Annotated in this window: 21 protein-coding genes; 7 read left to right on the forward strand and 14 right to left on the reverse strand. The window is 73.8% G+C overall.

All coding sequences use genetic code 11. From position 1 onward, the window contains the following. Positions 1-6: 6 nt before the first annotated feature. On the reverse strand, positions 7-714 hold the full coding sequence (locus J4557_RS27230; protein ID WP_208269589.1) for an SIR2 family NAD-dependent protein deacylase: 708 nt from the start codon (positions 712-714) through the stop codon (positions 7-9). A 113-nt stretch (positions 715-827) separates the two neighbouring features. Here J4557_RS27230 and J4557_RS27235 point away from each other — a divergent pair, with 113 nt between their 5' ends. Next, complete coding sequence (locus J4557_RS27235) at positions 828-2,540, forward strand: MFS transporter (protein WP_307800238.1); 1,713 nt, start codon at positions 828-830, stop codon at positions 2,538-2,540. A 21-nt stretch (positions 2,541-2,561) separates the two neighbouring features. Here the strand turns inward: J4557_RS27235 and J4557_RS27240 are convergent, their stop codons facing one another. After that, positions 2,562-3,548, reverse strand: coding sequence for a hypothetical protein (locus tag J4557_RS27240; protein ID WP_208269590.1), 987 nt, complete (start codon positions 3,546-3,548; stop codon positions 2,562-2,564). A 190-nt stretch (positions 3,549-3,738) separates the two neighbouring features. Next, complete coding sequence (locus J4557_RS27245; RefSeq protein WP_208269591.1) at positions 3,739-4,833, reverse strand: DUF2637 domain-containing protein; 1,095 nt, start codon at positions 4,831-4,833, stop codon at positions 3,739-3,741. Positions 4,834-5,257: 424 nt separating this feature from the next. On the opposite strand from J4557_RS27245, the gene J4557_RS27250 reads away from it, so the two are divergent. From J4557_RS27250 to J4557_RS27265, 4 genes are all read left to right on the forward strand, one after another. Next, entirely contained in the window at positions 5,258-6,562 is a 1,305-nt protein-coding gene (locus tag J4557_RS27250) for an erythromycin esterase family protein (protein ID WP_208269592.1), read from the forward strand. Between the two features lie 72 nt (positions 6,563-6,634). Further along, positions 6,635-7,423, forward strand: coding sequence for a DUF427 domain-containing protein (locus tag J4557_RS27255; protein ID WP_208269593.1), 789 nt, complete (start codon positions 6,635-6,637; stop codon positions 7,421-7,423). A gap of 214 nt (positions 7,424-7,637) precedes the next feature. After that, positions 7,638-7,838 carry a PfkB family carbohydrate kinase gene (locus J4557_RS27260; RefSeq protein ID WP_208269594.1) on the forward strand — a complete coding sequence of 67 codons (201 nt, stop codon included), beginning with the start codon at positions 7,638-7,640 and terminating at the stop codon, positions 7,836-7,838. A 97-nt stretch (positions 7,839-7,935) separates the two neighbouring features. After that, complete coding sequence (locus J4557_RS27265; protein WP_243776412.1) at positions 7,936-8,661, forward strand: Crp/Fnr family transcriptional regulator; 726 nt, start codon at positions 7,936-7,938, stop codon at positions 8,659-8,661. 33 nt (positions 8,662-8,694) lie between these two features. Here J4557_RS27265 and J4557_RS27270 read toward each other — a convergent pair whose 3' ends face one another. After that, complete coding sequence (locus J4557_RS27270; protein ID WP_208269595.1) at positions 8,695-9,081, reverse strand: DUF3291 domain-containing protein; 387 nt, start codon at positions 9,079-9,081, stop codon at positions 8,695-8,697. A gap of 89 nt (positions 9,082-9,170) precedes the next feature. On the opposite strand from J4557_RS27270, the gene J4557_RS27275 reads away from it, so the two are divergent. Then, positions 9,171-9,749 (forward strand): TetR/AcrR family transcriptional regulator, encoded by a 579-nt coding sequence (locus J4557_RS27275; RefSeq protein WP_208269596.1) that lies wholly within the window; start codon positions 9,171-9,173, stop codon positions 9,747-9,749. Here the strand turns inward: J4557_RS27275 and J4557_RS27280 are convergent. From J4557_RS27280 to J4557_RS27295, 4 genes are all read right to left on the reverse strand, one after another. After that, complete coding sequence (locus tag J4557_RS27280; protein ID WP_208269597.1) at positions 9,746-11,233, reverse strand: MFS transporter; 1,488 nt, start codon at positions 11,231-11,233, stop codon at positions 9,746-9,748. The two genes, J4557_RS27275 and J4557_RS27280, sit on opposite strands and share 4 nt — an antisense overlap. A gap of 37 nt (positions 11,234-11,270) precedes the next feature. Continuing rightward, positions 11,271-12,311 carry a sigma-70 family RNA polymerase sigma factor gene (locus J4557_RS27285; protein ID WP_208269598.1) on the reverse strand — a complete coding sequence of 347 codons (1,041 nt, stop codon included), beginning with the start codon at positions 12,309-12,311 and terminating at the stop codon, positions 11,271-11,273. A 77-nt stretch (positions 12,312-12,388) separates the two neighbouring features. Next, positions 12,389-14,065 (reverse strand): cytochrome bc1 complex cytochrome b subunit, encoded by a 1,677-nt coding sequence (qcrB, locus tag J4557_RS27290; RefSeq protein WP_243776413.1) that lies wholly within the window; start codon positions 14,063-14,065, stop codon positions 12,389-12,391. A 106-nt stretch (positions 14,066-14,171) separates the two neighbouring features. Further along, positions 14,172-14,810: a hypothetical protein gene (locus J4557_RS27295; protein WP_208269599.1), complete on the reverse strand. Its 639-nt coding sequence runs from the start codon at positions 14,808-14,810 to the stop codon at positions 14,172-14,174. Positions 14,811-15,125: 315 nt separating this feature from the next. Between J4557_RS27295 and J4557_RS27300 the strand changes: the two genes are divergently transcribed. Next, a complete protein-coding gene (locus tag J4557_RS27300) occupies positions 15,126-15,884 on the forward strand; it encodes a DUF4261 domain-containing protein (protein WP_208269600.1) in 759 nt (252 codons plus the stop codon). Positions 15,885-15,893: 9 nt separating this feature from the next. On the opposite strand, the gene J4557_RS27305 is transcribed toward J4557_RS27300, so the two are convergent. From J4557_RS27305 to J4557_RS27330, 6 genes are all read right to left on the reverse strand, one after another. Continuing rightward, the gene (locus J4557_RS27305; protein WP_208269601.1) at positions 15,894-17,162 is read right to left on the reverse strand and encodes a ferritin-like domain-containing protein; all 1,269 of its coding nucleotides are present in this window, start codon (positions 17,160-17,162) and stop codon (positions 15,894-15,896) included. Beyond that, positions 17,159-18,019 (reverse strand): HvfC/BufC family peptide modification chaperone, encoded by an 861-nt coding sequence (locus tag J4557_RS27310; RefSeq protein WP_208269602.1) that lies wholly within the window; start codon positions 18,017-18,019, stop codon positions 17,159-17,161. Before J4557_RS27310 ends, J4557_RS27305 begins: the two co-directional genes overlap by 4 nt. Next, the gene (gene bufB / locus J4557_RS27315; RefSeq protein WP_208269603.1) at positions 18,012-18,920 is read right to left on the reverse strand and encodes an MNIO family bufferin maturase; all 909 of its coding nucleotides are present in this window, start codon (positions 18,918-18,920) and stop codon (positions 18,012-18,014) included. The genes J4557_RS27310 and bufB overlap by 8 nt, the downstream gene beginning before the upstream one ends. Then, positions 18,917-19,525: a hypothetical protein gene (locus J4557_RS27320; protein WP_208269604.1), complete on the reverse strand. Its 609-nt coding sequence runs from the start codon at positions 19,523-19,525 to the stop codon at positions 18,917-18,919. Before J4557_RS27320 ends, bufB begins: the two co-directional genes overlap by 4 nt. Before the next feature lie 36 nt (positions 19,526-19,561). After that, positions 19,562-19,993: a hypothetical protein gene (locus J4557_RS27325; protein WP_208269605.1), complete on the reverse strand. Its 432-nt coding sequence runs from the start codon at positions 19,991-19,993 to the stop codon at positions 19,562-19,564. 207 nt (positions 19,994-20,200) lie between these two features. Further along, positions 20,201-21,454, reverse strand: a complete 1,254-nt coding sequence (locus tag J4557_RS27330) for a hypothetical protein (protein ID WP_208269606.1) — start codon at positions 21,452-21,454, stop codon at positions 20,201-20,203. Between the last annotated feature and the right edge of the window lie 92 nt (positions 21,455-21,546).

A 21,546-nucleotide genomic window follows, 5' to 3' on the forward strand; every position in this document is an offset into this window, starting at 1 on the left:
GCCGGGTCAGGCGGCCGCCAGCCGCGCGCACAGCGCCGGGACGGCCTCGCCGATCGGCTCCCGGACGACCTCGTCGGCGAGGTCGTCGTAGGGCGTCGGATCCCGGTTCACGATGATCAGCCGTGCGCCGCACTCGGCCGCGACGGCGCACAGCCGCGCCGCCGGGTCCACGGTCAGCGAGCTGCCGATCGCCACGAACACCTCCGAGGCGCGGGCGATGTTCCCGGCCAGCGACAGTACGTCCGCGTCGAGGTACTGGCCGAACAGCACGATCGACGGCTGCAGCACGCCGCCGCAGGACGGGCAGGCCGGATCGTCCTCGCCGCGCGCCAGGACGTCGGCGGTCGCGTACCCGGCGTGGCAGCGCAGGCACGACGTGGTGGCCATGGTGCCGTGCAGCTCCAGCACCTTGCGGGGCGTCGAGCCCGCCTTCTGGTGCAGGCCGTCGACGTTCTGGGTGAGGATCCGCACGGCCGCGGCCTTCTCCAGGCCGGCCAGCGCGCGGTGCGCCGCGTTGGGGCGGGCGCCGGCGTGCAGATCGAGCGTCCGCCAGAAGCGGCGCCTGACCTCGGCGTCGTTCACGAAGTGCTTGCGGGTGAAGAGCCGGGCCAGCTCGGGGTCCCGGGTCCACACGCCGGACGGGCCCCGGTAGTCGGGGACGCCCGAGTCCGTGGAGATTCCCGCGCCGGTCAGCACGGCGATTCGTACGACCATGGGGAGAACGTACGGGCCGGGTGGTGACAGGGTCGACCCGTTTTCCGCGCTGGCGGACATATGCCGTCATATGATTAGTTAGCGCAAGAAACTATCTTTGGGGAGGGGAGAGCGTGCCGACCAAGCACTATCCGTGGATCGCCCTGAGCAACACGACGCTGGGCATGCTGCTCGCGACGGTCAACTCCTCGATCGTGATCATCTCGCTGCCGGCCATCTTCCGCGGGATCCATCTGAACCCGCTGGAACCGGGCAACGTCAGCTACCTGCTGTGGATCCTGATGGGCTACATGCTCGTCTCCGCGGTCCTGGTGGTGACCCTCGGCCGGCTCGGCGACATGTTCGGACGCGTCCGGATGTACAACGCCGGCTTCGCGGTCTTCACGGTCGGGACGATCGTGCTCGGGCTGGACCCGCTGCACGGCGGCGCCGGGGCCGTCTGGCTCATCGCCTGGCGGGTGTTCCAGGGGATCGGCGGAGCCATGCTGATGGCCAACTCGGCCGCGATCCTCACCGACGCCTTCCCGGCCGACCGGCGCGGCATGGCGATGGGCGTCAACCAGGTCGCCGGCATCGCCGGGAGCTTCCTCGGCCTCGTCGCCGGCGGCCTGCTCAGCGAGGTCAGCTGGCGGCTGGTGTTCTTCGCCTCCGCCCCGATCGGGCTGATCGGGACCGTCTGGGCCTACCGCAGCCTCGTCGAGACCGCCACCCGCGCCGTCCGCGCGAGGATCGACTGGATCGGCAACGCGACCTTCGCGGTCGGCCTGACCGCGCTGCTGGCCGCCATCACCTACGGCATCCAGCCGTACGGCGGGCACGACATGGGCTGGACGAACCCGTGGGTGCTGGCGGGCGTCATCGGCGGCGTCGTCGTCCTCGCGGTCTTCTGCTACATCGAGACCAAGGTCGACGAGCCGATGTTCCACCTCGACCTGTTCAGGATCCGCGCGTTCGCGGCCGGGAACGCGGCCGGGCTGCTCGCCGCGATCTCCCGCGGCGGCATGCAGTTCATGCTGATCATCTGGCTGCAGGGCATCTGGCTGCCGCTGCACGGCTACGACTTCGCGGACACCCCGCTGTGGGCGGGCATCTACCTGCTGCCGCTCACCCTCGGGTTCCTGGTCGCCGGGCCGATCTCGGGCCACCTGTCCGACCGCTACGGGGCCCGCGCGTTCGCCTCCGGCGGGCTGGCGCTGTCCGCGCTGGCCTTCCTCGGGCTGCTGATGATCCCCACCGACTTCGACTACGGGATCTTCGCGCTGCTGATCTTCCTCAACGGGATCGGCTCCGGGCTGTTCGCCGCGCCCAACACCACCGCGATCATGAACTCGGTGCCGGCCGGGCAGCGCGGCGCCGCGTCCGGCATGCGCGCCACCTTCATGAACGCGGGCATGGTGCTGTCGATCGGCGTGTTCTTCTCGCTGATGATCGCCGGGCTGTCGAACTCGCTGCCGAAGACGCTGACCGGCGGGCTGACCTCGCACGGCGTCTCGCCCGACGTCGCCGCGCAGGTGGGGCGGACGCCGCCGGTCGGGACGCTGTTCGCCGCGTTCCTCGGCTACAACCCGATCCAGAACCTGCTGGAGCCCTTCCACGCGCTGGCGCGGCTGGCACCGCGCGACGCCGCCACGCTGACCGGCCGGTCGTACTTCCCGCACCTGATCGCCGACCCGTTCCACCACGGCCTGGTGATCGTGTTCAGCATGGCGATCGCGATGTCGCTGATCGCGGCGCTGGCCTCGCTGCTGCGCGGCCGCCGCTACGTCCACGACGACACGGCGGCGGACGCGCCGGAGCCGGTGAAGGCCGGGAAGGACGCCTCGTGAGCCGGTGAGCCGCCGTGCGGGCTATCCCTTCGCGGGCTCGGGGCAGGAGCCGGTGGCGGCGGTGGGGCTCGGCGCGGGCGCCGGGTCCCGCTCGGGGACGCCCGGACCGGTGCGCCGCAGGTTGTGCGCCCTCATGACCGACTGCAGGTCGGGGTTGCCGTCGCGGCCGTCGGCGTCGGCCAGCGCGGGGCACGCCCAGGCGTCCTGGCGGCCCCACGAGTAGCTGATGTCGAACGCGGGCCTCGGGACGAGCCGGTCCCACCGGGTGAGGATCGCCTTCATCTCGCCCGCGGCCGGCAGCCGCCAGTTCTTCTCCCCGCCGCTGCAGGACTGCCCGAACGTCTGGAACACCGGCACGATCATCCTCCTGGTGAACCCGGCCCGCGTCGCCTGGCCCACCATCGTGTCGATCGCGCCCAGATCGCATCCGCCGCGCCCGAGCCTGCACGGGTAGGGGTCGAGGCCGATCAGGTCGAGATGGGTCTCCGACGGCTTCAGCGGGGCCATCGGCCAGTCCGTCAGCGACGCGAACGCCTTCTGGCCGGGCGCGTACCTGTGCACGATGTCGGCGCGCCGCCGCAGTTCGCCGGCGATGCCGGGGCACTGGTCGGGGTTCGGCTCGTCCGACAGGTACCAGCCGTAGACGCGGTCGTTCCCGGCGAACCGCTTCACCGTGTCGGCGAACGCCGACGTGCTGTTCTGCTGGAAGTCCCCGCAGGTGGTGTTGCCGACCCACAGCAGCGCCCGGCCGCCCTTCGGCAGCGAGGCGATCTCTCCGGCGTCGGGGTCCACGTCGAACAGGTCGTAGCCGAGTGCCGCGGCCTTCGCGCGGTCGCCCGCCGGCATGTTCAGCGCGGCGTGCAGGGTCCCGGTGGGAAGTGTTCCGGCGGCCCGGGACGCGGCGGCCGGGCGGGCGGCGGCGTCGCCGGGCGAGGGGGCGAGAAGGTATCCGGTGGCGGCGCCGCCGAGGGCGGCCGCGGCGGCCACCGCGAGCAGTCGCGTCTTCATGATGTCTCCCGGCATCGCTGATGCGGCATGGGCATGAGATGCGCGTCCAGCGTCGCACGGGAACGGCGCAGATCACCGGGAAAGCGTCCGCGGGCCGCGATGTCCCCGGAAAAGGACGGGACCGGCCGCCTTTACGGACGGCCGGTCCCGGGACGAGCGGTGCGCTCGCGGTGCCGGTGGTGCGGGAGGGTCAGACGCGCCAGGAGCGGACGAGCTCGTCCAGCGCCGCCTGGTCGTAGACGATGCCCTGGTCGCCCAGCTCCTTGGCGACCAGCTCGCCGTCGCCGTGGTGCTTGGCCAGCAGCCGGTACACCGCGTAGGGGAACCAGTGGTTGTCGCTGATCCGCCGGATCTCGGCCTCGTCGCACCTGTAGCCCTCGGCGCGCACCTCGGCCAGCGTCGCGGCGATGTCGCCGTGCCGGCGTTCGAGGACGTCGATGACGATGGTGCGCAGGTTCTCCGGGTCGGGGGCCGGGCCAGGCTCCTCGTGCGGGACGCCGACCGCGCTGCGGCCGTTGAGGCTCCCGCGCGCGGCGGCGCTGACCACGGCCATCTCCGGGTCGGGCGCGGGCTCGGGCTCGCGGGACGCGGCCGGGGCGGCGGCGGACGACGCCGGGGCGGCGGCGGGCTCGGCCTCGCGGGTCGCGGCGGCGGCGCCGTTCGCCGAGCCGTTCGCCGTGCCCGACTCGATCGCCTTGCCGGAGTGGCCGGGCACCTGGATCTGCGGGAACGGACCGGTGTTGCGCAGCGGCATCAGCGTGATCTGCTGCAGCGTGACCGGGCCGGCGATGGCGCGCGGCGCGGGCTCGGCGGGCTTCGGCTCCTCCTCTTCGCCGGATTGGCGCGAGACGTACCGGTGCAGCGTTCGCAGCAGGACGAACAGGCCCAGCATCGACACGATCGGCGGGACCGCGGCGGTCGCCTGGTAGGAGAACGACCGGTGCCCGACGTGCCCGACGTTGAAGATGAGGCTGGCCGTCCAGCCCGCGAGGGCGATGGCGAGCGGCAGGAAGAAGTCCAGCCAGCTCATCATGTCGCGGCGGCGCAGCACGAAGGCGTCGACGGCGAGCAGGAAGAGGCCGAGTTCGCCCACGATGATGAAGAGGTCGACCAGCAGCGGGAACGAGTCGGCCTTCCATCCGCGCAGGCCGTGTTCCAGTGCCCAGTGGTAGAGACCGGCGTAGGACTGGGCGAAGCCTCCCGCGGTCGCGGTCATGACCGCGATCGCCATGAAGGCGATGGCCCCCCACCGTGTGATGACCTGTACCCGGTTGGCAGCGCTCATGCGGCAGGTGCTCCAGATTGTCTTACCTAACCAAATGTGATCGAAGGGAGACTATCCATTCCCTGCGCGTTTCGTGGGGGATTCCAGTTACGTCTGTGTACCGGTCGGCCCCGCCCGGACCCGCGGCCGCGGCCTCGGCCCGCAGCAGGCCGAGGCGTTCCGGGCGGTCAAGGAGTGGATCGAGGCGCAGGATCGCGAGCCGGTGGGGGATGCCGGACGCGGCGGGGTGCAGCCTGCCCCTCCGGGTCGCCTACGGACTGTCGCCGCCCGCCTACCAGGCGCGAGTGAGCCGGATCGCGATCCGGGGCCCGAATCGGCCCGGCGGCGTGCATCGATCCGGGGATCCGGGGAACGGCGACAGCAATGGCGTTTTGAGTGGAATGTCGAAATTCGTCGCGGAAGAACCCTGGGGGAGGGGGACACGATGAGCGACGTGGACGACGTGCTGGGGGCCGCGCTGCCGCTGGAGTACGCCGACGACCTGGACCCGCTGCTCGACCGCATCGGGGACGCCTCGTGCGTCCTGATCGGCGAGGCCAGCCACGGCACCCACGAGTACTACGCGTGGCGGGCCGCGATCACCCGCCGGCTGATCGCCGAACGCGGCTTCTCCTTCGTGGCCGTCGAGGGCGACTGGCCGGACTGCCGCGAGGTCGGGCGGTCGGTCACGCTGGCGCCCGGCGGCGCGGAGGACCCGCGCACCGCCCTGGACGGCTTCGGGCGCTGGCCCACCTGGATGTGGGCCAACGAGGAGACCGTCCGGCTCTGCCGGTGGCTGCGCGAGCACAACGCCGGACTGGCGCCCGACGAGAGGGCCGGCTTCTACGGCCTCGACGTCTACAGCCTGTGGGAGTCGCTGCGGGCCGTCGTCGACCATCTGGCCGAGCACCGCCCCGAGTACCTGGCGACGGCGCTGGACGCGTACCGCTGCTTCGAGCCGCACGGCGAGGACCCGCAGTCGTACGGGTGGAACACGGCGCTGGTCCCGGACGGGTGCGCCGAGGAGGTCATGGCGCTGCTGACCCGGCTGCGCCGCCCGGTCTCGCACGGCGACTCCCGCGACCCCGACGAGGAGCTGGACCTCCGGCAGAACGCCGAGATCGCGGCGGGCGCCGAGCGCTACTACCGCACCATGATCGGCGGCGGGCCGGAGTCGTGGAACGTCCGCGACGTGCACATGGCCGACACGCTCGACCGGCTGACGGACTTCCACACCCACGGCGGCCAGACCGGCAAGGGGGTCGTGTGGGCGCACAACACCCACGTCGGCGACGCGCGCGCCACCGACATGGCGGACGCGGGCATGGTGAACCTCGGGCAGCTGGCCCGCGAGCGGCGCGGCCGCGACCGGGTCGTCATCGTCGGGTTCGCGGGCGGTCCCGGCGAGGTGGTCGCCGCGCCGAGCTGGGGCGACCCGATGGAGGTGATGACCGTCCCGCCGCCGGCGCACGGGTCGCTGGAGGAGGTGCTCGCGCGGTCGGAGCTGCACCGCGGCATGTTCGTGGTGCCGCCCGAGCGGGACATGCCCGGATTCCTCACCGGCACGCTCGGGCAGCGGGCGATCGGCGTCGTCTACGACCCCGACCGCGACGCGCGCCAGTACGTCCCGACGCGGCTCGCCGAGAGGTACGACGCGCTGTGCTGGTTCCGGATCACCTCCGCGCTCGCCCCGCTGCACCTGGAGGCGGCGCGCCGCGGCGAGCTGGAGACCATGCCGTCGGGCGTGTGAGCGCGGTCCCGGCCGGGCACGCCGAACCCGTGGACGAGCCGGCTGCGCGAGCCGGCCGACAGGGAGATGAGCATGTCGCTGACCTTGGCTCCAGGACCCCTCGCCGGATCGCCCGGTGACGACGTCAACTACAGCATCGACGGGCCTAAGCACCGGCTGCTGATGCACGAGTTCCCGCGCCGGGTGCACGCCCGCTTCGGCGGGGAGGTCGTGCTCGACACCGAACGCGGCAGGCTGCTGCACGAGACGGGGCTGCTGCCCGCCTTGTACGTCCCGGAGGACGACGTCCGGACCGATCTGCTGGAGCGGACCGACCACAGCACGCACTGCCCGTTCAAGGGCGACGCCGCGTACTGGACGATCCGCGTCGGCGACCGGGTCGCGGAGAACGCGGTGTGGGGGTACCCGGAGCCGCTGCCGGAATCGTCCTGGCTGCGCGGCTACATGGCCTTCTACTGGGCCCCGATGGACGCCTGGTACGACGAGGACGAGCGGGTCCACGGGCACCTGCGCGACCCGTTCCACCGGGTGGACGCCCGCGCCTCGTCGCGGCACGTCCGGGTGCTGCTGGACGGGGAGCTCGTCGCCGAGACCGAGCACCCGAAGGTGCTGTCGGAGACGGGCCTGCCCAACCGGATCTACATCCCGGCCGTCGACGTGCGCCGCGAGCTGCTGACCCGCAGCGAGAAGCGGACCGTGTGCCCCTACAAGGGCGAGGCGACGTACTGGTCGCTGGACGGCGCGGAGGACGCGGCGTGGTCCTATGAGGATCCGCTGGAGAACGCGCTCAAGGTCGCCGGGCACTTCAGCTTCGACCACCGGGCGCTGACCGTCGAGTCCGATCCGCCGCCGCGCGCGTGAGCGGCGGCCGGCCGGCCGGACGTCCGCGTCGCCGGGCAGATCGCCCGTGACCCGGTGCTCGTCGTCGGCGAGGTGCCGGGGGCGGGCGGCTCGGCGCGGGTGCGGCGCCGCCGGGAGATGCTCGGCGGCAAGGGCGCCGACCAGGCGGTCGGGCTCGCGCAGCTCGGGAGGCGGCCCGCGCCGGCCGTCGGGCCTCGCGCGGGGCAACCGCATCGTGCTGGACGGCGCGCCCGTCGCCGACAGCACCGGCACCGGGGACGCGCTCACCGCCGCGCTGATCGCCGCGCTCGCCCGCGGGGAGCCGCCGGAGCGCGCCGCCCGGTTCTCGGTCGCGGCGGCGGGCGCCACCGTCGGCCGGCCCGTCGGCCGGCCCGCTCTGAGCTTCGAGGGTGCGAGGGCGCGCGCGGGCATCTGACGAACGCGGGTCTCTGACGAACTCCTGCCAGGGCGGTTTACCGGACAGGTGACAGCGGGCATGTCAACGTACCCGGCGACCGGTAAGGAGGACGATTTTGGCGACCCCCTCGTCCCCGCCCTCCCCGTCCGTCCCCCGCCCCGGGTTCTGGGCCGCGCTCGACGCCGCCCAGCGGACCGCGCTGCGCGCCGCCGCGCGGCCCCGCCAGTTCGCGGTCAAGGCGCCGCTGGTCTACCAGGGCGACGAGTCCGACCACGTGATCATCATCGAGCGGGGCTGGGCCAAGGTCACCTCGTCCACCGAGGACGGCCACGACGTGGTGCTGGCCGTGCGCGGGCCGGGCGACCTGCTCGCCGAGAGCGCGGTGCTGGGCGGCCGCACCCGCTCGGCGACGGTGACGGCGCTGTCCCCGGTGCGGGCGCTGGTCGTCCCGGCCGGCCGGTTCACCGGGTTCCTGGACGAGCACCCGGACGTGTGGATGCTCGTCACCGGCACGTTCGTGCAGCGCATCGACGACTCCGACCGGCGGCTGCGCGCGCACGTGACCAGCCGCGGCACGCAGCGGCTCGCGCGGCTGCTGGCCGACCTCGCCGAGCGCTCGGCGCAGCACGTCCCGCCCGCGCCGGACGGGTCGATCGTGATCGGGCCGCCGCTGTCGCAGGAGGAGCTCGGCAGCTGGATGGACGCCTCGCGCGAGACGGTCGCGCGGGCCATGACGGGGCTGCGCGCGGCGGGCCTCATCCGCACCGGCTGGCGCAGGATCACCGTCGTCGACCTGCCCGGCCTGCGCGCGTTCGCCGACGACGCCGAGCCGCCCGGCTAGCCGCGGCCCCGGCGGCGCCGGGCGCCGGGGCGGTCAGCCCTCCGCGATGCGCCGCCGCGCCTCCTCCCAGGTGACGGGCAGGTCGGCGGCCTTCGCCCGCCAGAAGACGAACGTGGAGTCGCGCATCACGGCGCGCTTGGCCCGCATCGTGGACCGGTGCGGCTCGGCGGCGGCGTAGGCCCGGATCGCCTTCTCGTCGCGCCAGGCGGACAGCGTCCAGAACGTCCGCCCGAGCAGCTGGGCCTTCAGGGTGACGCCGTGCGCGCCGTCGGACCGGCGGGCCTGACGCAGCAGGGACAGCGACGCGACGAAGAACCCCGGCACGTGGCGCAGCGAGCGCACCTCCAGCCGGGACGCCATGACGGTGACCTCCGCGCCGGGGCCGGGGGCGTGGACGGGGATCCAGGGCAGGGTCGGCATGGGCGGTCCTTCGCTCAGACGCGATTTTGTCAATGGCTAGATTGCCTCCGCGGGCGAGAACTTGTCAATGGCAAGATAGGATCGGCCGCATGAGTGACGACGCCTACCACCACGGTGATCTGCGGCGGGCCGTCATGGCGGCCGCCGTGGACGCGATCGCCGAGTCGGGACCGGCCACCTGGAGCCTGCGCGAGCTGGCGCGCCGCGCGGGCGTCTCGCACGCCGCCCCCGCCCACCACTTCGGCGACAAGGCCGGGCTGCTCACCGCCGTCGCCGCCGAGGGCTACGCGCTGTTCGCCGACGCGCTCGAGGCCGCCGGCGACGACTTCCACGACGTCGGGCTCGCCTACATCCGGTTCGCCATCGGCCACCGCGCGCACTTCGAGGTCATGTTCCGGCCCGAGCTGTACCGCACCGGCGACCCCGAGGTCGCCGCCGCCCGCGCCCGCGCCTACGGCGTGCTCGTGCGCGGCGCCCGGAGCGTCGCCCCGGGCCGGCCCCGCGGCGACCTGACCGCCCCGACCGCCGCCTGGTCGATCGTGCACGGCTTCGCCGAGCTGTGGCTGCGCGGCGCCCTGCCCGCCGAGCTCGGCGACGACCCGGAGGCCGCCGCCGAACCCGTCCTCAGCCTGCTGTTCGAGAAGCCCGCCCGGACGGCCGGTACCTAGGACCCGGACGCGGCGGAACGCGGCCCCGCCGATTCTGCCGGCTCCGCCGGCCCCGCCGAGTCCTCCGGGACGGCGCGGGCCTTCGCGGGGACGCACAGCGCCGCGACCACGCCGGCGCCGGCCACCGCCGACGCGACCCAGAGGGCGGGCTTGAACCCGTCGACGAACGAGGCGGGCGTCTCGTAGCCGCCGCTGTGCGCGAACACCGCGGCGAGGACGGCGATGCCGAAGACGCCGCCGAGCTCGCGCAGCGCCGTGTTCGTGCCGGCCGCCACGCCCGCGTCGCCGGCGGGCACCGCCGCGGTCGCCGCGCCCGCCGTCGTCGCGAAGATCATGCCGGTGCCGGCGCCCGCGACGACCAGCGGCGCGACCAGCGTCCCGTACGACACGTCCGGCGCGGTCGCGGACGCCAGCCAGCCGAGCCCCGCGCACTGCAGGACCATCCCGGCCGCCATCAGCGGGCGCGGCCCGACCCTGTCGGCGAGCGCGCCCGCGAGCGGCGCGGCGATCATCGGCATGCCCGTCCAGACCAGCAGCCGCACCCCGGTCTCCAGCGGGGAGTCGCCCAGCCCGGTCTGGAACAACTGGGTGATCATGAACAGCGAGCCGAGCAGCGACACCGCCTGCAGGAAGATCACCGCGTTCGCGGACGCGAAGGCGCGTAGCCGGAAGTACGCCAGCGGCAGCATCGGGTGCGCGGCCCGGCGCTCCCACAGCAGGAACGCCGCCACGAGCACGGCCCCGGCCGCCAGCGCGGCGGCCACCTCGGGCGAGTCCCAGCCCGCCGACGGCGCCCGCACCGGCGCCCAGGTCAGCGCGAACATGCCGAGCCCCGCGAGGATCTGGCCCGGCACGTCCAGGTACGGGCGCGGACCGCGGCTCTCCCGCAGCAGCGTCGCCGACAGCGGGATCATCACGAGCCCGACCGGCACGTTGATCCAGAAGATCCACTGCCAGGCCAGCCCCTCGGTGATCGCGCCGCCCAGCACCGGCCCGCCGGCGACCCCGAGGCCGGTGATCCCGCCCCACAGCCCGATGGCGGCGCCGCGCCTCTCCGCCGGGAACACGTCACTGATCAGCGTGAGCGTCAGCGGCAGCAGCAGCGCCGCGCCGGCGCCCTCGACCACCCGGGCCGCGACGAGCGCGCCCGCGCCGCCCGCCAGCGCGCACGCGGCGGACGCCGCGGTGAACACCGCCAGGCCCGTCACGTAGATCCGGCGCCGGCCGAACCGGTCGCCGAGCGCCGAACCCGTCAGCATCAGGCAGGCGAAGGCCAGGTTGTAGGCATTGATCGTCCATTCGAGGTCGGACAGGCTCGCGCCCAGGTGGGTGCGCAGCACCGGCAGCGCGGTCGCCACCACCACCACGTCCAGGGAGCACAGGAACGCCCCCATCCCCGCCAGCGCCAGCGTCCAGCCCCGCCGCGCCGCCGGGACGGCGTCCGCCTCGGACGCCTCCCGGCCGGTCGCGGTCTTGCTCGTCATCTCCGGCATCCCGGTCCCTTCCCTTTGAGCGGATCGCTCACCGGGTACAGACCGCCGCCGATCCGGAAGGAACCGGTCCGCCGGGCGCGGCCGCGGACGGCGGCTCGCACGGCAGCTCGGTGGGCAGCCCGAACCGGGGGAACAGGCCCGGATCGAGGAACGCCGCGATCCCCGAGACGCCGCCGTCCGAGACCGTCAGCACCTGGACGCAGTGCGCGCGGTGCACGCCGTCCGGGCCGCGCATGTACGACGCCGCGGCGGGCCGGCCGTTGGCCGAGACGGGGAACAGGCGCAGGTCGCCGGGCGCGCCGAGGATGTGCGCGGCGGCGAACCGCACCACGTGGTCCCTCCCGGCGAACCACGCCGCGAACGGCGGCATCTCCAGCGTCGCGTCCCGCGTCAGCAGGTCCGCGAGCGCCGCCGCGTCCGCGTTCTCGAAGGCCGCCGCGTACCGGTCCAGCAGCGCGCGGACGCCGGGGTCGTCCGGCTCGGCGACGCCGTCCTCCTCCGGGGCGAGCCGCTCGATCTGCTCGCGCGCCCGCTGCAGCATGCTCTTCACCGCGACCGTGGACGTGCCGAGCGTCTCGGCGACCTCGGCCGCCCGCCAGCCCAGCACGTCCCGCAGGATCAGCACCGCCCGCTGCCGCGCGGGCAGGTGCTGCAGCGCCGCGATCAGCGCCAGCCGGACCCCCGCGCGGGACGCGACGACCGCCGCCGGGTCGCCGCGGTCCGCCGCGTCCGCCCACCGGCCAGGCAGCGGCTGCAGCCACTCGATCTCCGGCCGGGCCGGCCCGACCGGACCCTCCGGATCGGAACCCGGGGCGCCGAGCCCCGACGGCAGCGGCCGCCGGCGCCGGGCGCCGAGCCCGGTCAAACACACGTTCGTCGCGATCCGGTGCAGCCAGGTGCGCAGCGACGCCCGCCCCTCGAACCGGTCGAACGACCGCCACGCCCGCAGGTACACCTCCTGGACGAGGTCCTCCGCCTCGTCCAGGGACCCGAGCATCCGGTAGCAGTGCACCAGCAGCTCGGACCGGTACGGATCGGTCAGCCGCGCGAACTCCCCGTCATCGGCCATCGGCACTCCCTCCACCGCTCTCACACCTGTACGGACCCGTGCGGAGCGGAAAAGGGACCGGCCTCCGGCCCGCGGATTCAGCGGGACGCCCGCGCGGCCTCCGAGCCGGCGCCCTCTTCGAGCGCCCCGCCCTCGTCGAGGGCGGGGGCGTCCGGCGCGGTGTCCGGGACGACGGCCAGATCCGCGCGGAACCGGCGGTTGAGGGCCGCGCGCACCCGCGCCGTCCGGCTCCGGGCCCGCGGGCTCTCGACCCCGCCGGTCTCGGGCGGGACGTCCAGCGGGACCGCCGGCGCCGGGCGCGGATCGGTGATCGCGGCCGTCCGCTCCGCCGGGAGACGCCGCTCGACCTCGCTGTACCGGCCCTCCGGCGACCGCATGATGACACCGGTCTCCAGGCCGTGCTCGACGAGCGCGAGGTCGCGGTGCTGCAGGCCGACGCAGATCCGGTAGGTGACGGCGTAGGCCAGCACCGGCCCGAGGATCACCAGGCCTCGGAAGAACCAGGTCGTCCAGAACAGCGGGACGTCGAACCGGTCGGCGATGACGTCGTTGCCGCCCGCGGCCCACAGGCCCCCGAAGAACACCACGCCGGCCATGCCGATCCCGGTCCGCGCCGGGACGTCGCGGGGCCGGTCGAGCAGGTGGTGGATCTGGTCGTCGCCGGTGACCCAGCGCTCCAGGAACGGGTAGAGGGCGAGTCCGGTGAACAGCACCCCGGGCACCACCAGCGCCGGGACGATCACGCTCAGCGTGACCGTGTGCCCCCACGCGGTGATCTCCCAGGCCGGCATGATCCGCAGCGCGCCCTCCAGCCAGCCCATGTACCAGTCCGGCTGGGAGCCGGAGCTGATCGCGCCCGGATCGTAGGGGCCGAACAGCCAGATCGGGTTGATCTGGATGAACGCGGCCATCAGCGTGGTGACGCCCAGCACCCACAGGAACAGCGACGTGGTCTTGCCGATGAACACCGGGAAGAACGGGTAGCCGCGCACGGTGGTGTTGCTGCTGCCCTTGCCGGGGAACTGGGTATGGGTCTGCCGCCAGGTCAGCACGATCGCGTGCAGCGGGACGAGCGCCGCCAGGAGCCCGGGGATCAGCAGCACGTGGATCACGTACAGCCGCGGGATGATGTCGTTGCCGGGGAACTCCCCGCCGAACAGGAACATCACCAGGTACGTCCCCACCACGGGGACGGACGCGGTGACGCCCTCGAGGATCCGGATGCCGGTGCCCGACAGCAGGTCGTCCGGAAGTGAGTAGCCGAACAGCCCGTTGAGCATCGCCAGGATGAGCATGACGATGCCGATGATCCAGTTCAGCTCGCGCGGCTTGCGGAACGAGCCGCTGAAGAAGTGCCGCAGCGTGTGCACCAGGATCGAGGCCAGGAAGACCAGCGTGGCCCAGTGGTGGAGTTGCCGGACCAGCAGCCCGCCCCGCACGTCGAAGCTGATCTTCAGTGCGGAGGCGTACGCCTCGCTCATCCGCACGCCCTGCAACTGCGTGTACGAGCCGTGGTAGGTGACCTCGCCCATGCTGGGCTTGAAGAACAGGGTGAGGTACACCCCGGTGAGCAGGATGACCACGAACGAGTACATCGCGATCTCCCCGACGAGGAAGCTCCAGTGGTCGGGGAAGGCCTTGCGCAGCGCCTTGCGCGCGAAGCCGGTGGTGCCGAGCCGTTCGTCGAGGGCGTGCGCCGCGGCGTCCACGCCTCGCGCCGCACCCGCCCCCGTGCTCGGCATCGTGTCCGCCATCGACGCCGTCCTTTCGTCGGTCTGGACCGGTTCTGCGCATAAGACCGATCCAGGCCGACGAAACGTGACATAAAGCGGTGTAACGCCCGTCACAGGGCGGCGGCGTTCAGACGGCGGGCGCCGCCCACCTCTCCCGGCGCCGGTAGCGAGGCAGCCAGCGCGCCCGGTACAGCATCCGGAACGGCGGCGGCAGCAGCCGCATCACCGCCCGGGACGTGGCGTCGGGCGCCCCGTCCAGCAGCCACGGCACGAACGAGGCCAGCCCCCGCATGCCCAGCTCGCGGCGCATCTCGACGTCGAAGGTCCCCCACTCGAACGGGGTCAGCGCGCGGTGGATGAGCGGCAGCATCTCCGCCTCCTTGTAGTCCAGGAGGTCGTTGACCGCCGCCGGCAGCGCCCGCGCGTACTGGCGGAGGGTGCGCCGGTCGCCGTGCTCCAGCGCCGCGTCGACGCCGTCCAGCAGCGGGACGACCCGGAACGCGCGCGTCTCCAGCGCGTCGAACACGGCGGGACGCTCCCGGCCGCGCATCACCGCCCACAACGCGCGCTGCTCGGCGGCCTGCTGGGCCAGCCAGTGCCGGCGGAACATCGCCCATCCCCGCGCGACCCGCCCCGGGTCCGGCGCGGCGTCGGCGTCCGCCGCCGCCGACATCCGGGCCATGTCCCGGCGGAACGCGTCATAGGCGGCGTTCAGCATGGTCAGGTTGAACCGCCGCGGTGTGCTGCTCTCCGGTATGGCGCCCATGCCCCCTCCAAACCCTCCGTGCGACCCGTCACAGAGAAGATGGATCAGTGCCGCCGAACGTGACGCGATCGGGCCCGGCCAGGGTGTGACCTGCCCCACATCGCGCTCGCTCGGACGGTGTCATAAGTCCATGTAATCACCCTTCCCCGCCGCGCCCCGCTGATGCCGCCCCGTCCCCCGGAGGCGCTCTCCGCCCGCCGGTTCGGGCCGCACCGCGCGCCCCGCGGCGACCACCGCTGCGACCACCGCGCCCGGGGCCCGCTGATCGGGGCGAACTTCTGCCATGACCACGATCTTCGCGTAGCCTGCCGCCTGATGATTGATGAGCACACGTCGGTGGGTTCCCGGCATGTCCTGTGCGTCCTCGGCGCCGGACTCGACCTCGGCGAGGTCGAGGCGATCGCCGAGCAGGAGGGCTTCGAGCTCGACTGGGAGTACTCCGGGTACGCGCCGGACCCGCGGATGCCGGCCGCGTTCGAGGCGTGCGGCGCCGGCGCCTCCTTCACCGCTCCGGACTGGGAGGCGGTGCGCGGCCACGACACCGTCGCCTACCTGCTGTCGCCGCCCGCCCGCCCCGGCGTCGCGTTCACCGTCGCGCGCCGCACGCTCGCGCTGACCGCCCGGCTGCTGCGCTCCGGCGCGACCGCGGTGAAGAACGAGAGCAACGGGCTCGCGCACGGCCGCGACCGGTGGCTCGACCTCGCCTACAAGGCGTACGCGGGCCAGGAGGCGGCCGTCCCGCTGTACCAGGCGTGCGTCAAGCGGCCGATCACGACCGGCGCGCTGTACTTCAGCTGCGGCATGCACCTGCTCGGCGCCCCGGACGTCGAGCTGGACCATCCGGGCGCCCCGCATCCCGAGGACGTCCTCGACCTGATCGACGGGCTGGCGCTCTACCTGCTGATGGAGCAGCGGACGCGGGAGCTCCGCGACGGCGAGACGTTCGCCCTGGAGGACGGCGCGGACCAGTGGGTGCTGCGGCACGGTCCGTGCGAGCGGTTCGCGGAGGACGACTTCTTCCACAACCCGCACGGCTACTGGCGGCTCACCCCCGGCCGGGGGACGTCCGCCTGAGGGGCGGGGCTAGAGGTCGGGCATCTTCTCCAGCAGCCAGCGGACGCTGTTGTCGCCGCCGAGCGCCGGGAAGTGCCGCGCCGCCCGGTCGCACAGGTCGATGAGGTGCCGCTTGCGGCCGCTGCCGGGCAGTTCGACGTACTCGAAGGTCGGGCCGATCTGGGTGTCCTCGCCGGACCGGCTCTCGGCGAGCGGCCCCGCCAGGACGGGCCGCGCCACCATGATCTCGGCGATGTTGGCGAGCAGCCCCTGCATGGCGGAGACGAACGTGCGCTCGTACCCGTAGCGGACGCTGCGGCGGTTCGCGTCCATCCGCGCGGACGGGGTCCGGTACAGCACGTCGATGAAGTGCAGCACGTAGCAGTACACCGCGTTGAACAGGGCGTTCACGCTCGCGGCCGCCTCGTCCTCGGCGTACTGGAACCACTTGGGGTCCCTCGGCACCTTCCACACCGGGCCGATCGCCTCGACGCCCTCGGCGACGCGCTGGAACTTGGTGTGGTGCGGCAGCTCGTCCATCCCGAGCTTCGGCTTGAGCGGGTCGATGCTGACCAGCGGCTTCTTCGGGTCGGCGCCCTCGCCCTGCTCGACGATCATCCGGAGCGCCGCCTTCGCCGTCGTCAGGTTCTCGACCGGGAGCGGCGCGCCGCCGCCGTCCTTGTTCCAGTACGCGGCCACGTACTGGAGCTCCCTGTGCGGCGCCGCCCACAGGGCCGGGCTGTCGAGCTCCTCCAGACCCTTCCTGATGGCCCCGTAGAACAGGCCGATGGTGGCGTACTGCCCCTTCGGCGGCGTGCCCTCCTTCGGGTCGGCGTAGGGACGCTCGAACTCCATGAAGACGTCCCGGACGACCTCCTTCGTGCAGGGGGCGAGGTGCAGCAGCAGCGGCGGATGCCGGTGCAGCATGTACTCGGGGTAGTCGGGGATGAAGTCCTCGTCGTAGAACGTCACCATGTCGCCGGCGCCGAGCGCGACCAGGATGTTGCGGACGAGGCACAGGTGCAGCATCTCCTCGATGACGATGCTGCGGACGAGCCGCTGCGCGCTCATCCCGGGGTTCCAGCGGGACGTACCGACCCCGCCGATCGAGTACATCGCGTACAGGTACATCGGGATGGTCTGCAGCTCCACGGCGGCGGCCTGCAGCAGATGGTTGACGAGGTCGTCCTCGGTGCGGACGCCCATGGCGGCGTCGACGGGATGGGCGTCGAGGACGGTGGCGAGGGACGCGGCCGGGGCGGGGGAGGCGCCGGTCGTCCCGGCGGATCCGGTGGTCATCGCGGGGTCTCCTGTCGAGGGGTCGGGACGGGCGCGGCGGGGACGCGCTCGGGGAGGCGGGCCGTGAGCCACCGCTGCGCGATCCAGCGGCGCAGGTGCCGCCGGGCGGTGCCGTCGCCGACGCCGGCCCGTTCCGCCGCCGCGTCCAGCGGCGCGCCGGACAGCAGCGCGGCGAGCAGCGTGAACGCCTCGGCGGGCGGGCGGACGGTCACCACGCGGAAGTCGCGGCGGAACACGACCAGGTCGACCGGCCCGGGCTCGGGCGGCCCGGGCCGCGCGCCCCGGCGGACGGCGGAGTGGTACTCGTGCACGGCCGCGCAGCCGCGGAACACCCGCAGGCCGGGGGCCGCTGCGGCGGTCGTCGCGCCGGGCAGCTCCGCCGGCCACGGGGCGGGCGGCTCGCCCTCGGTGCCGGGGCCGTCGTAGACCTCGGCGAACAGGCACTCGTACCGCACCAGGTCGATCATCAGATCGATCCAGAACTCGCGTTGCCCGGCGGGCCGGTACCGGTCCGGGCGGTGCGCGGCGAGGTGCGCGGCGAGCCGCTCGTCCAGCCGGCCCAGGGTGTACGAGCGGGACGGGCGGGCGTCGAGGTACTCGCCGGCGAACGCGTCGAACAGCTCCGGGCCGAGCAGCGCGCGCAGCGCCGGATGGCGGTGCCGCATCACCTCCAGCAGCCGCCGCCGGCACCCGCGCCGGTACAGCTCGACGCGGCGCTCCGCGCTCGGTCCGGCGGGCGCGGCGAGGAGCGCGGCGGCGCGTTCCGTCCCGGCGGACGGCGCGGTGATCGCGTCCTGGAACCACTGCTGGACGGCCCGCAGCGACGGCGGCCCGTCCACGGCGCGCGGCTCACGCATCGGACACCGCGCTTCCGGACACCGCGCTGCCGAGGACCGCGCTTCCGGGGAGCGCGCCGACGTGCCGGCTCGCCTTCCGCAGCTCCTCCAGCAGCTCGGGGAACGGCGGGATGTCCTCGTCCCACTCCAGCAGGGTCGGGACGGGACCGGTCAGCGACGTCGCGAGCCGGTACAGCGCCCACACCGGCTCGGCCACCGGGCCGTCGTGGGTGTCGAGGAGGTGGTCGCCCATGTCGGTGTGCCCGGCCAGATGGATCTGCTCCACCCGGTCGTGCGGGAGCGCCCGGATGTACTCCTCGGGGTCGAAGCCGTGGTTCACCGACGAGACGTACACGTTGTTGACGTCCAGCAGCAGCCGGCAGCCGGACTCCTCGCACAGCCGGGCGAGGAACTCCCACTCCGTCATGGTGGCGTGCGCGAACGCGGCGTAGGTGCTCGGGTTCTCCAGCACGAGGGGGCGCTCCAGCACGTCCTGCACGACGCGGACGCGCCGGGCGACGTGCCGCAGCGCCTCCTCGGTGAGCGGGACGGGCAGCAGCTCGTGGGTGTTGACGCCCGCCACGCCCGTCCAGCAGACGTGGTCGGAGATCCAGCGGGCGCCGACGTCCTCGGCGAGCATGCGCAGCCGGCCGAGGTAGTGCATGTCCAGGGGGTCGGTGCTGCCGATCGACATCGACACGCCGTGCATGACGACGGGGTAGCGCTCGGCGATCCGGTCGAGCGCGTGCCGGGGGTAGCCGGCCGTGTCCAGGAAGTTCTCGGAGATGATCTCGAACCAGCCGACGTCGGGCCGCTCGGCGAGCACGTACGGCAGGTGAGCGGAGCGCAGGCCGAGGCCCAGCCCGAGCCGGGTCCCGTCGCCGCGCGCGGTCCGGGCGGCCGGTGCGGGGCCGGCCGTCACCGTCCGGCGTCCTTCCCGCCGGGGTCGCGCGGCGCGGGGACCCTCGTGCCGAAGCGGGCCTCGTAGTCGGGCACCTCGTCGTCGGGGAACCCCTCGCCGGGCGACGGGCCGAACGGGACGCCGGCCTCGAACATCCGCTGCTCGAAGACCTTGCGGGCCCGCTTCCACACGCTGGTGCCGCGGTAGGGTCCGGCCGCGTGCACCCGGCTCGCGTTGATCGGGCTGGCGCAGCTGCCGGACCAGCGGCAGTGCTGCGCGCCGGGCAGGGCCTGCTCCGCCTCGTGCCCGCTGTAGCCGCAGCCGCCCTGGCCGGCGCACTCGTTGTCGCCGTGGCAGTTGTGCGAGACGGTGGCGCACCGCCCCATGCCGGCCATGATGCCGGTGCCGTCGCGGCCGTGCCCGGCGCAGGCGTTCAGGCCCATGCAGACGTGCAGTTCGGGGACCGGCTTCAGCGGCGGCCTCTCCGGCCGGGAGCCGGCCTCGGACGCCTGCTCGCGGTCCTTCTCGGCGGTCTCGCTCTCTCCTCTGAACTTCTTGACGTCGCGGTAGGTCAGCCGCGGGTCCGTGCCGTCCTGCGACGGGTCCTTCTTCTCCGGAGGGGCCATTGCCTCGTCCTTTCCGGGCGGGTCGGGAGCGCGGGGTCAGGCGGTGTCGGGGGCGCAGCGGAAGCCGACGACGCGGTCGGGGAGCTCCGCCTCGCCCGACGGGAAGTTCTCCTCGGTGCTCTCGGCGCACCGGAACGCCGGATCCGCCGGGACGCGGGACCGGATGAGGAAGACCCCGTCGACGCGCCCGCGCCGCGGCAGCCCGGGGGAGGCGACGCAGGCCCCGTAGCCCCAGCCCTTGCCCTTGGCGCCGGTGTAGGTCCGCTCGCAGGTGTAGGCGCGGGCCGGCGGGGGGCCGGAGGCGGGAGCGTCGGCGGAGGCGGGAACGGCGCCGGACGCCGCGGCGGCGGTCGCCGCGGCGGCGGTCGCCGCGGCGGCGGTCGCCGCGGCGAGCGCGCCGCGGGCGAGCAGGGCTCGCCCCCGGCGGGTCGTCGATGGTCGCGGGCCGGGTGGGCCGATGGCGTTCATGGGGGCTCCCACTGGCGATGACATGACGCGACCAAGTAATCACAATGTGTGACCGAGGGGAACGGTAGGTTCCTGTCACCCGGAAGCGCCCCCGGCCTGCCGCGTCCCGGGAGCGGGGGCGCGGCGGGCCGGGGGCGCTCGCCGAGCGGCCGGGCCGGGGGTGCTCCGCCTGTCACGGCGCGCCGCCCACCCGGCCGGCCGGTGCGGTCAGGTCACCGGGTTGTCGACCAGGTAGACCGTGGGGGAGGGGGCGCCGCACGTCGCCGAGGCGGTGGACCCGCCGCCGAACGACAGGTCGGCGGTGGCCGACCCGAGCGCGACGGACGTGCTCGTCGCCGACGACGCCGGCGTGAACGGTCCCGCGGTCAGCGTGCCGTCGCCCGGCAGCGGCACCGTGATCTGCTTGTCGCGCGCCAGCGGCGTGTCCGGGATCGCGATGCCGCCCGACGGGATGACATTCTGCGTCGCGGGCGTGCCGCCCTCGACCGTCAGGTTCAGCGCCGTGACCCTGCCGGACGCGGACGTGTAGCCCTTGTCGAGCAGCCTGTTCACCGTGCCGGCCGGGATCACCAGCGCGCCGCCGGCCTCGGTGAAGGAGAACGCGCTTCCGCGCTTGGCCACGAGCGGGATGTGCGCGCCGACCGCGATCCCGACGTCGAGGGTGTCGGTGCCGACCTTGCACGTGTACGGCGCGTTGATGATGCCGACCAGCTCGTTCGAGGCGGGCTCGGGGAAGTTCAGCGGGGCGCCGGTGACCTTCGCCGGGGGCTGCCCGGCCGCGCCGCCGACCGCGATCGTCAGCAGGGCGTTGCCCGCCGACGGCTTGCAGTCGGCGGTGATCGGCAGGCTGAACCCGGCCGACGACCTCAGGTCCACCTCGGCGTAGGCGTGCTCGAACGCCAGCGTGACCTTGCCGCTGTCCGGCGCCGTGTACGGGCCGACGTCGAACGTCCCGGTCAGCGGCAGCCCCACCTTGAGGGGCTTCCCGGCCTGGATCGCGATGTCGTCGATCTCGAACGGCCTGCCCGCCGCGATGTTGATGCTGGACGGGGTCGAGCCGCTCGCCCCGATGCTCAGATCGGTGATCTTCGCGTCCGCCTTGTCGATGCCGAGGATCGGAGCCAGCGAGGTCAGCCAGGACGGGAAGGTGATGCTGCCCGATCCCTGCGACAGGTAGAACCGCTGGCCCGGCCCGAGCTGGACGGGCGCGGCGCCCTGCACGTCGACGTCCGTCGGCAGGTAGAACACCGGCAGCCCGCCGAGGCTGATCGTGCAGCCGATCGGCAGCTTGAACCGGCCGGTGTCGACCCCGACGGCGGGCACGTCCTCGGGCGGGAGCGCGTGCGCGGGCGGCGCCTGGACGAACGCGAGCACCGCGAGGGCGGCGCCCGCGCAGGCGGCGAGGGAACGCCGCAGCCGGCCGCGTCCGGCCGCCGCGGCGCCCGCCTGTCCGACTCTCATGGGGACTCCTCTCAGAAGTACGCATACGTACCTGTGGGTCCCGGACATGGTGAACCCCGGCCGATGGCGCGGGATACGGACGGTGATGCGGA

Origin of the sequence: Actinomadura nitritigenes (genome assembly GCF_017573545.1) — a bacterium.
Classification (GTDB): Bacteria; Actinomycetota; Actinomycetes; order Streptosporangiales; family Streptosporangiaceae; genus Spirillospora; species Spirillospora nitritigenes.

Coding starts and splice junctions, on each gene's coding strand:
- J4557_RS27240 (WP_208269590.1), bottom strand. CDS start 3,548: ATGAAGACGCGACTGCTCGCGGTGGCCGCCGCGGCCGCCCTCGGCGGC.
- J4557_RS27255 (WP_208269593.1), top strand. CDS start 6,635: ATGTCGCTGACCTTGGCTCCAGGACCCCTCGCCGGATCGCCCGGTGAC.
- J4557_RS27275 (WP_208269596.1), top strand. CDS start 9,171: ATGAGTGACGACGCCTACCACCACGGTGATCTGCGGCGGGCCGTCATG.
- J4557_RS27295 (WP_208269599.1), bottom strand. CDS start 14,810: ATGGGCGCCATACCGGAGAGCAGCACACCGCGGCGGTTCAACCTGACC.
- J4557_RS27310 (WP_208269602.1), bottom strand. CDS start 18,019: ATGCGTGAGCCGCGCGCCGTGGACGGGCCGCCGTCGCTGCGGGCCGTC.
- J4557_RS27320 (WP_208269604.1), bottom strand. CDS start 19,525: ATGGCCCCTCCGGAGAAGAAGGACCCGTCGCAGGACGGCACGGACCCG.
- J4557_RS27305 (WP_208269601.1), bottom strand. CDS start 17,162: ATGACCACCGGATCCGCCGGGACGACCGGCGCCTCCCCCGCCCCGGCC.
- J4557_RS27325 (WP_208269605.1), bottom strand. CDS start 19,993: ATGAACGCCATCGGCCCACCCGGCCCGCGACCATCGACGACCCGCCGG.
- J4557_RS27280 (WP_208269597.1), bottom strand. CDS start 11,233: ATGACGAGCAAGACCGCGACCGGCCGGGAGGCGTCCGAGGCGGACGCC.
- J4557_RS27250 (WP_208269592.1), top strand. CDS start 5,258: ATGAGCGACGTGGACGACGTGCTGGGGGCCGCGCTGCCGCTGGAGTAC.
- J4557_RS27285 (WP_208269598.1), bottom strand. CDS start 12,311: ATGGCCGATGACGGGGAGTTCGCGCGGCTGACCGATCCGTACCGGTCC.
- qcrB (WP_243776413.1), bottom strand. CDS start 14,065: ATGGCGGACACGATGCCGAGCACGGGGGCGGGTGCGGCGCGAGGCGTG.
- J4557_RS27230 (WP_208269589.1), bottom strand. CDS start 714: ATGGTCGTACGAATCGCCGTGCTGACCGGCGCGGGAATCTCCACGGAC.
- J4557_RS27330 (WP_208269606.1), bottom strand. CDS start 21,454: ATGAGAGTCGGACAGGCGGGCGCCGCGGCGGCCGGACGCGGCCGGCTG.
- J4557_RS27270 (WP_208269595.1), bottom strand. CDS start 9,081: ATGCCGACCCTGCCCTGGATCCCCGTCCACGCCCCCGGCCCCGGCGCG.
- J4557_RS27245 (WP_208269591.1), bottom strand. CDS start 4,833: ATGAGCGCTGCCAACCGGGTACAGGTCATCACACGGTGGGGGGCCATC.
- J4557_RS27300 (WP_208269600.1), top strand. CDS start 15,126: ATGATTGATGAGCACACGTCGGTGGGTTCCCGGCATGTCCTGTGCGTC.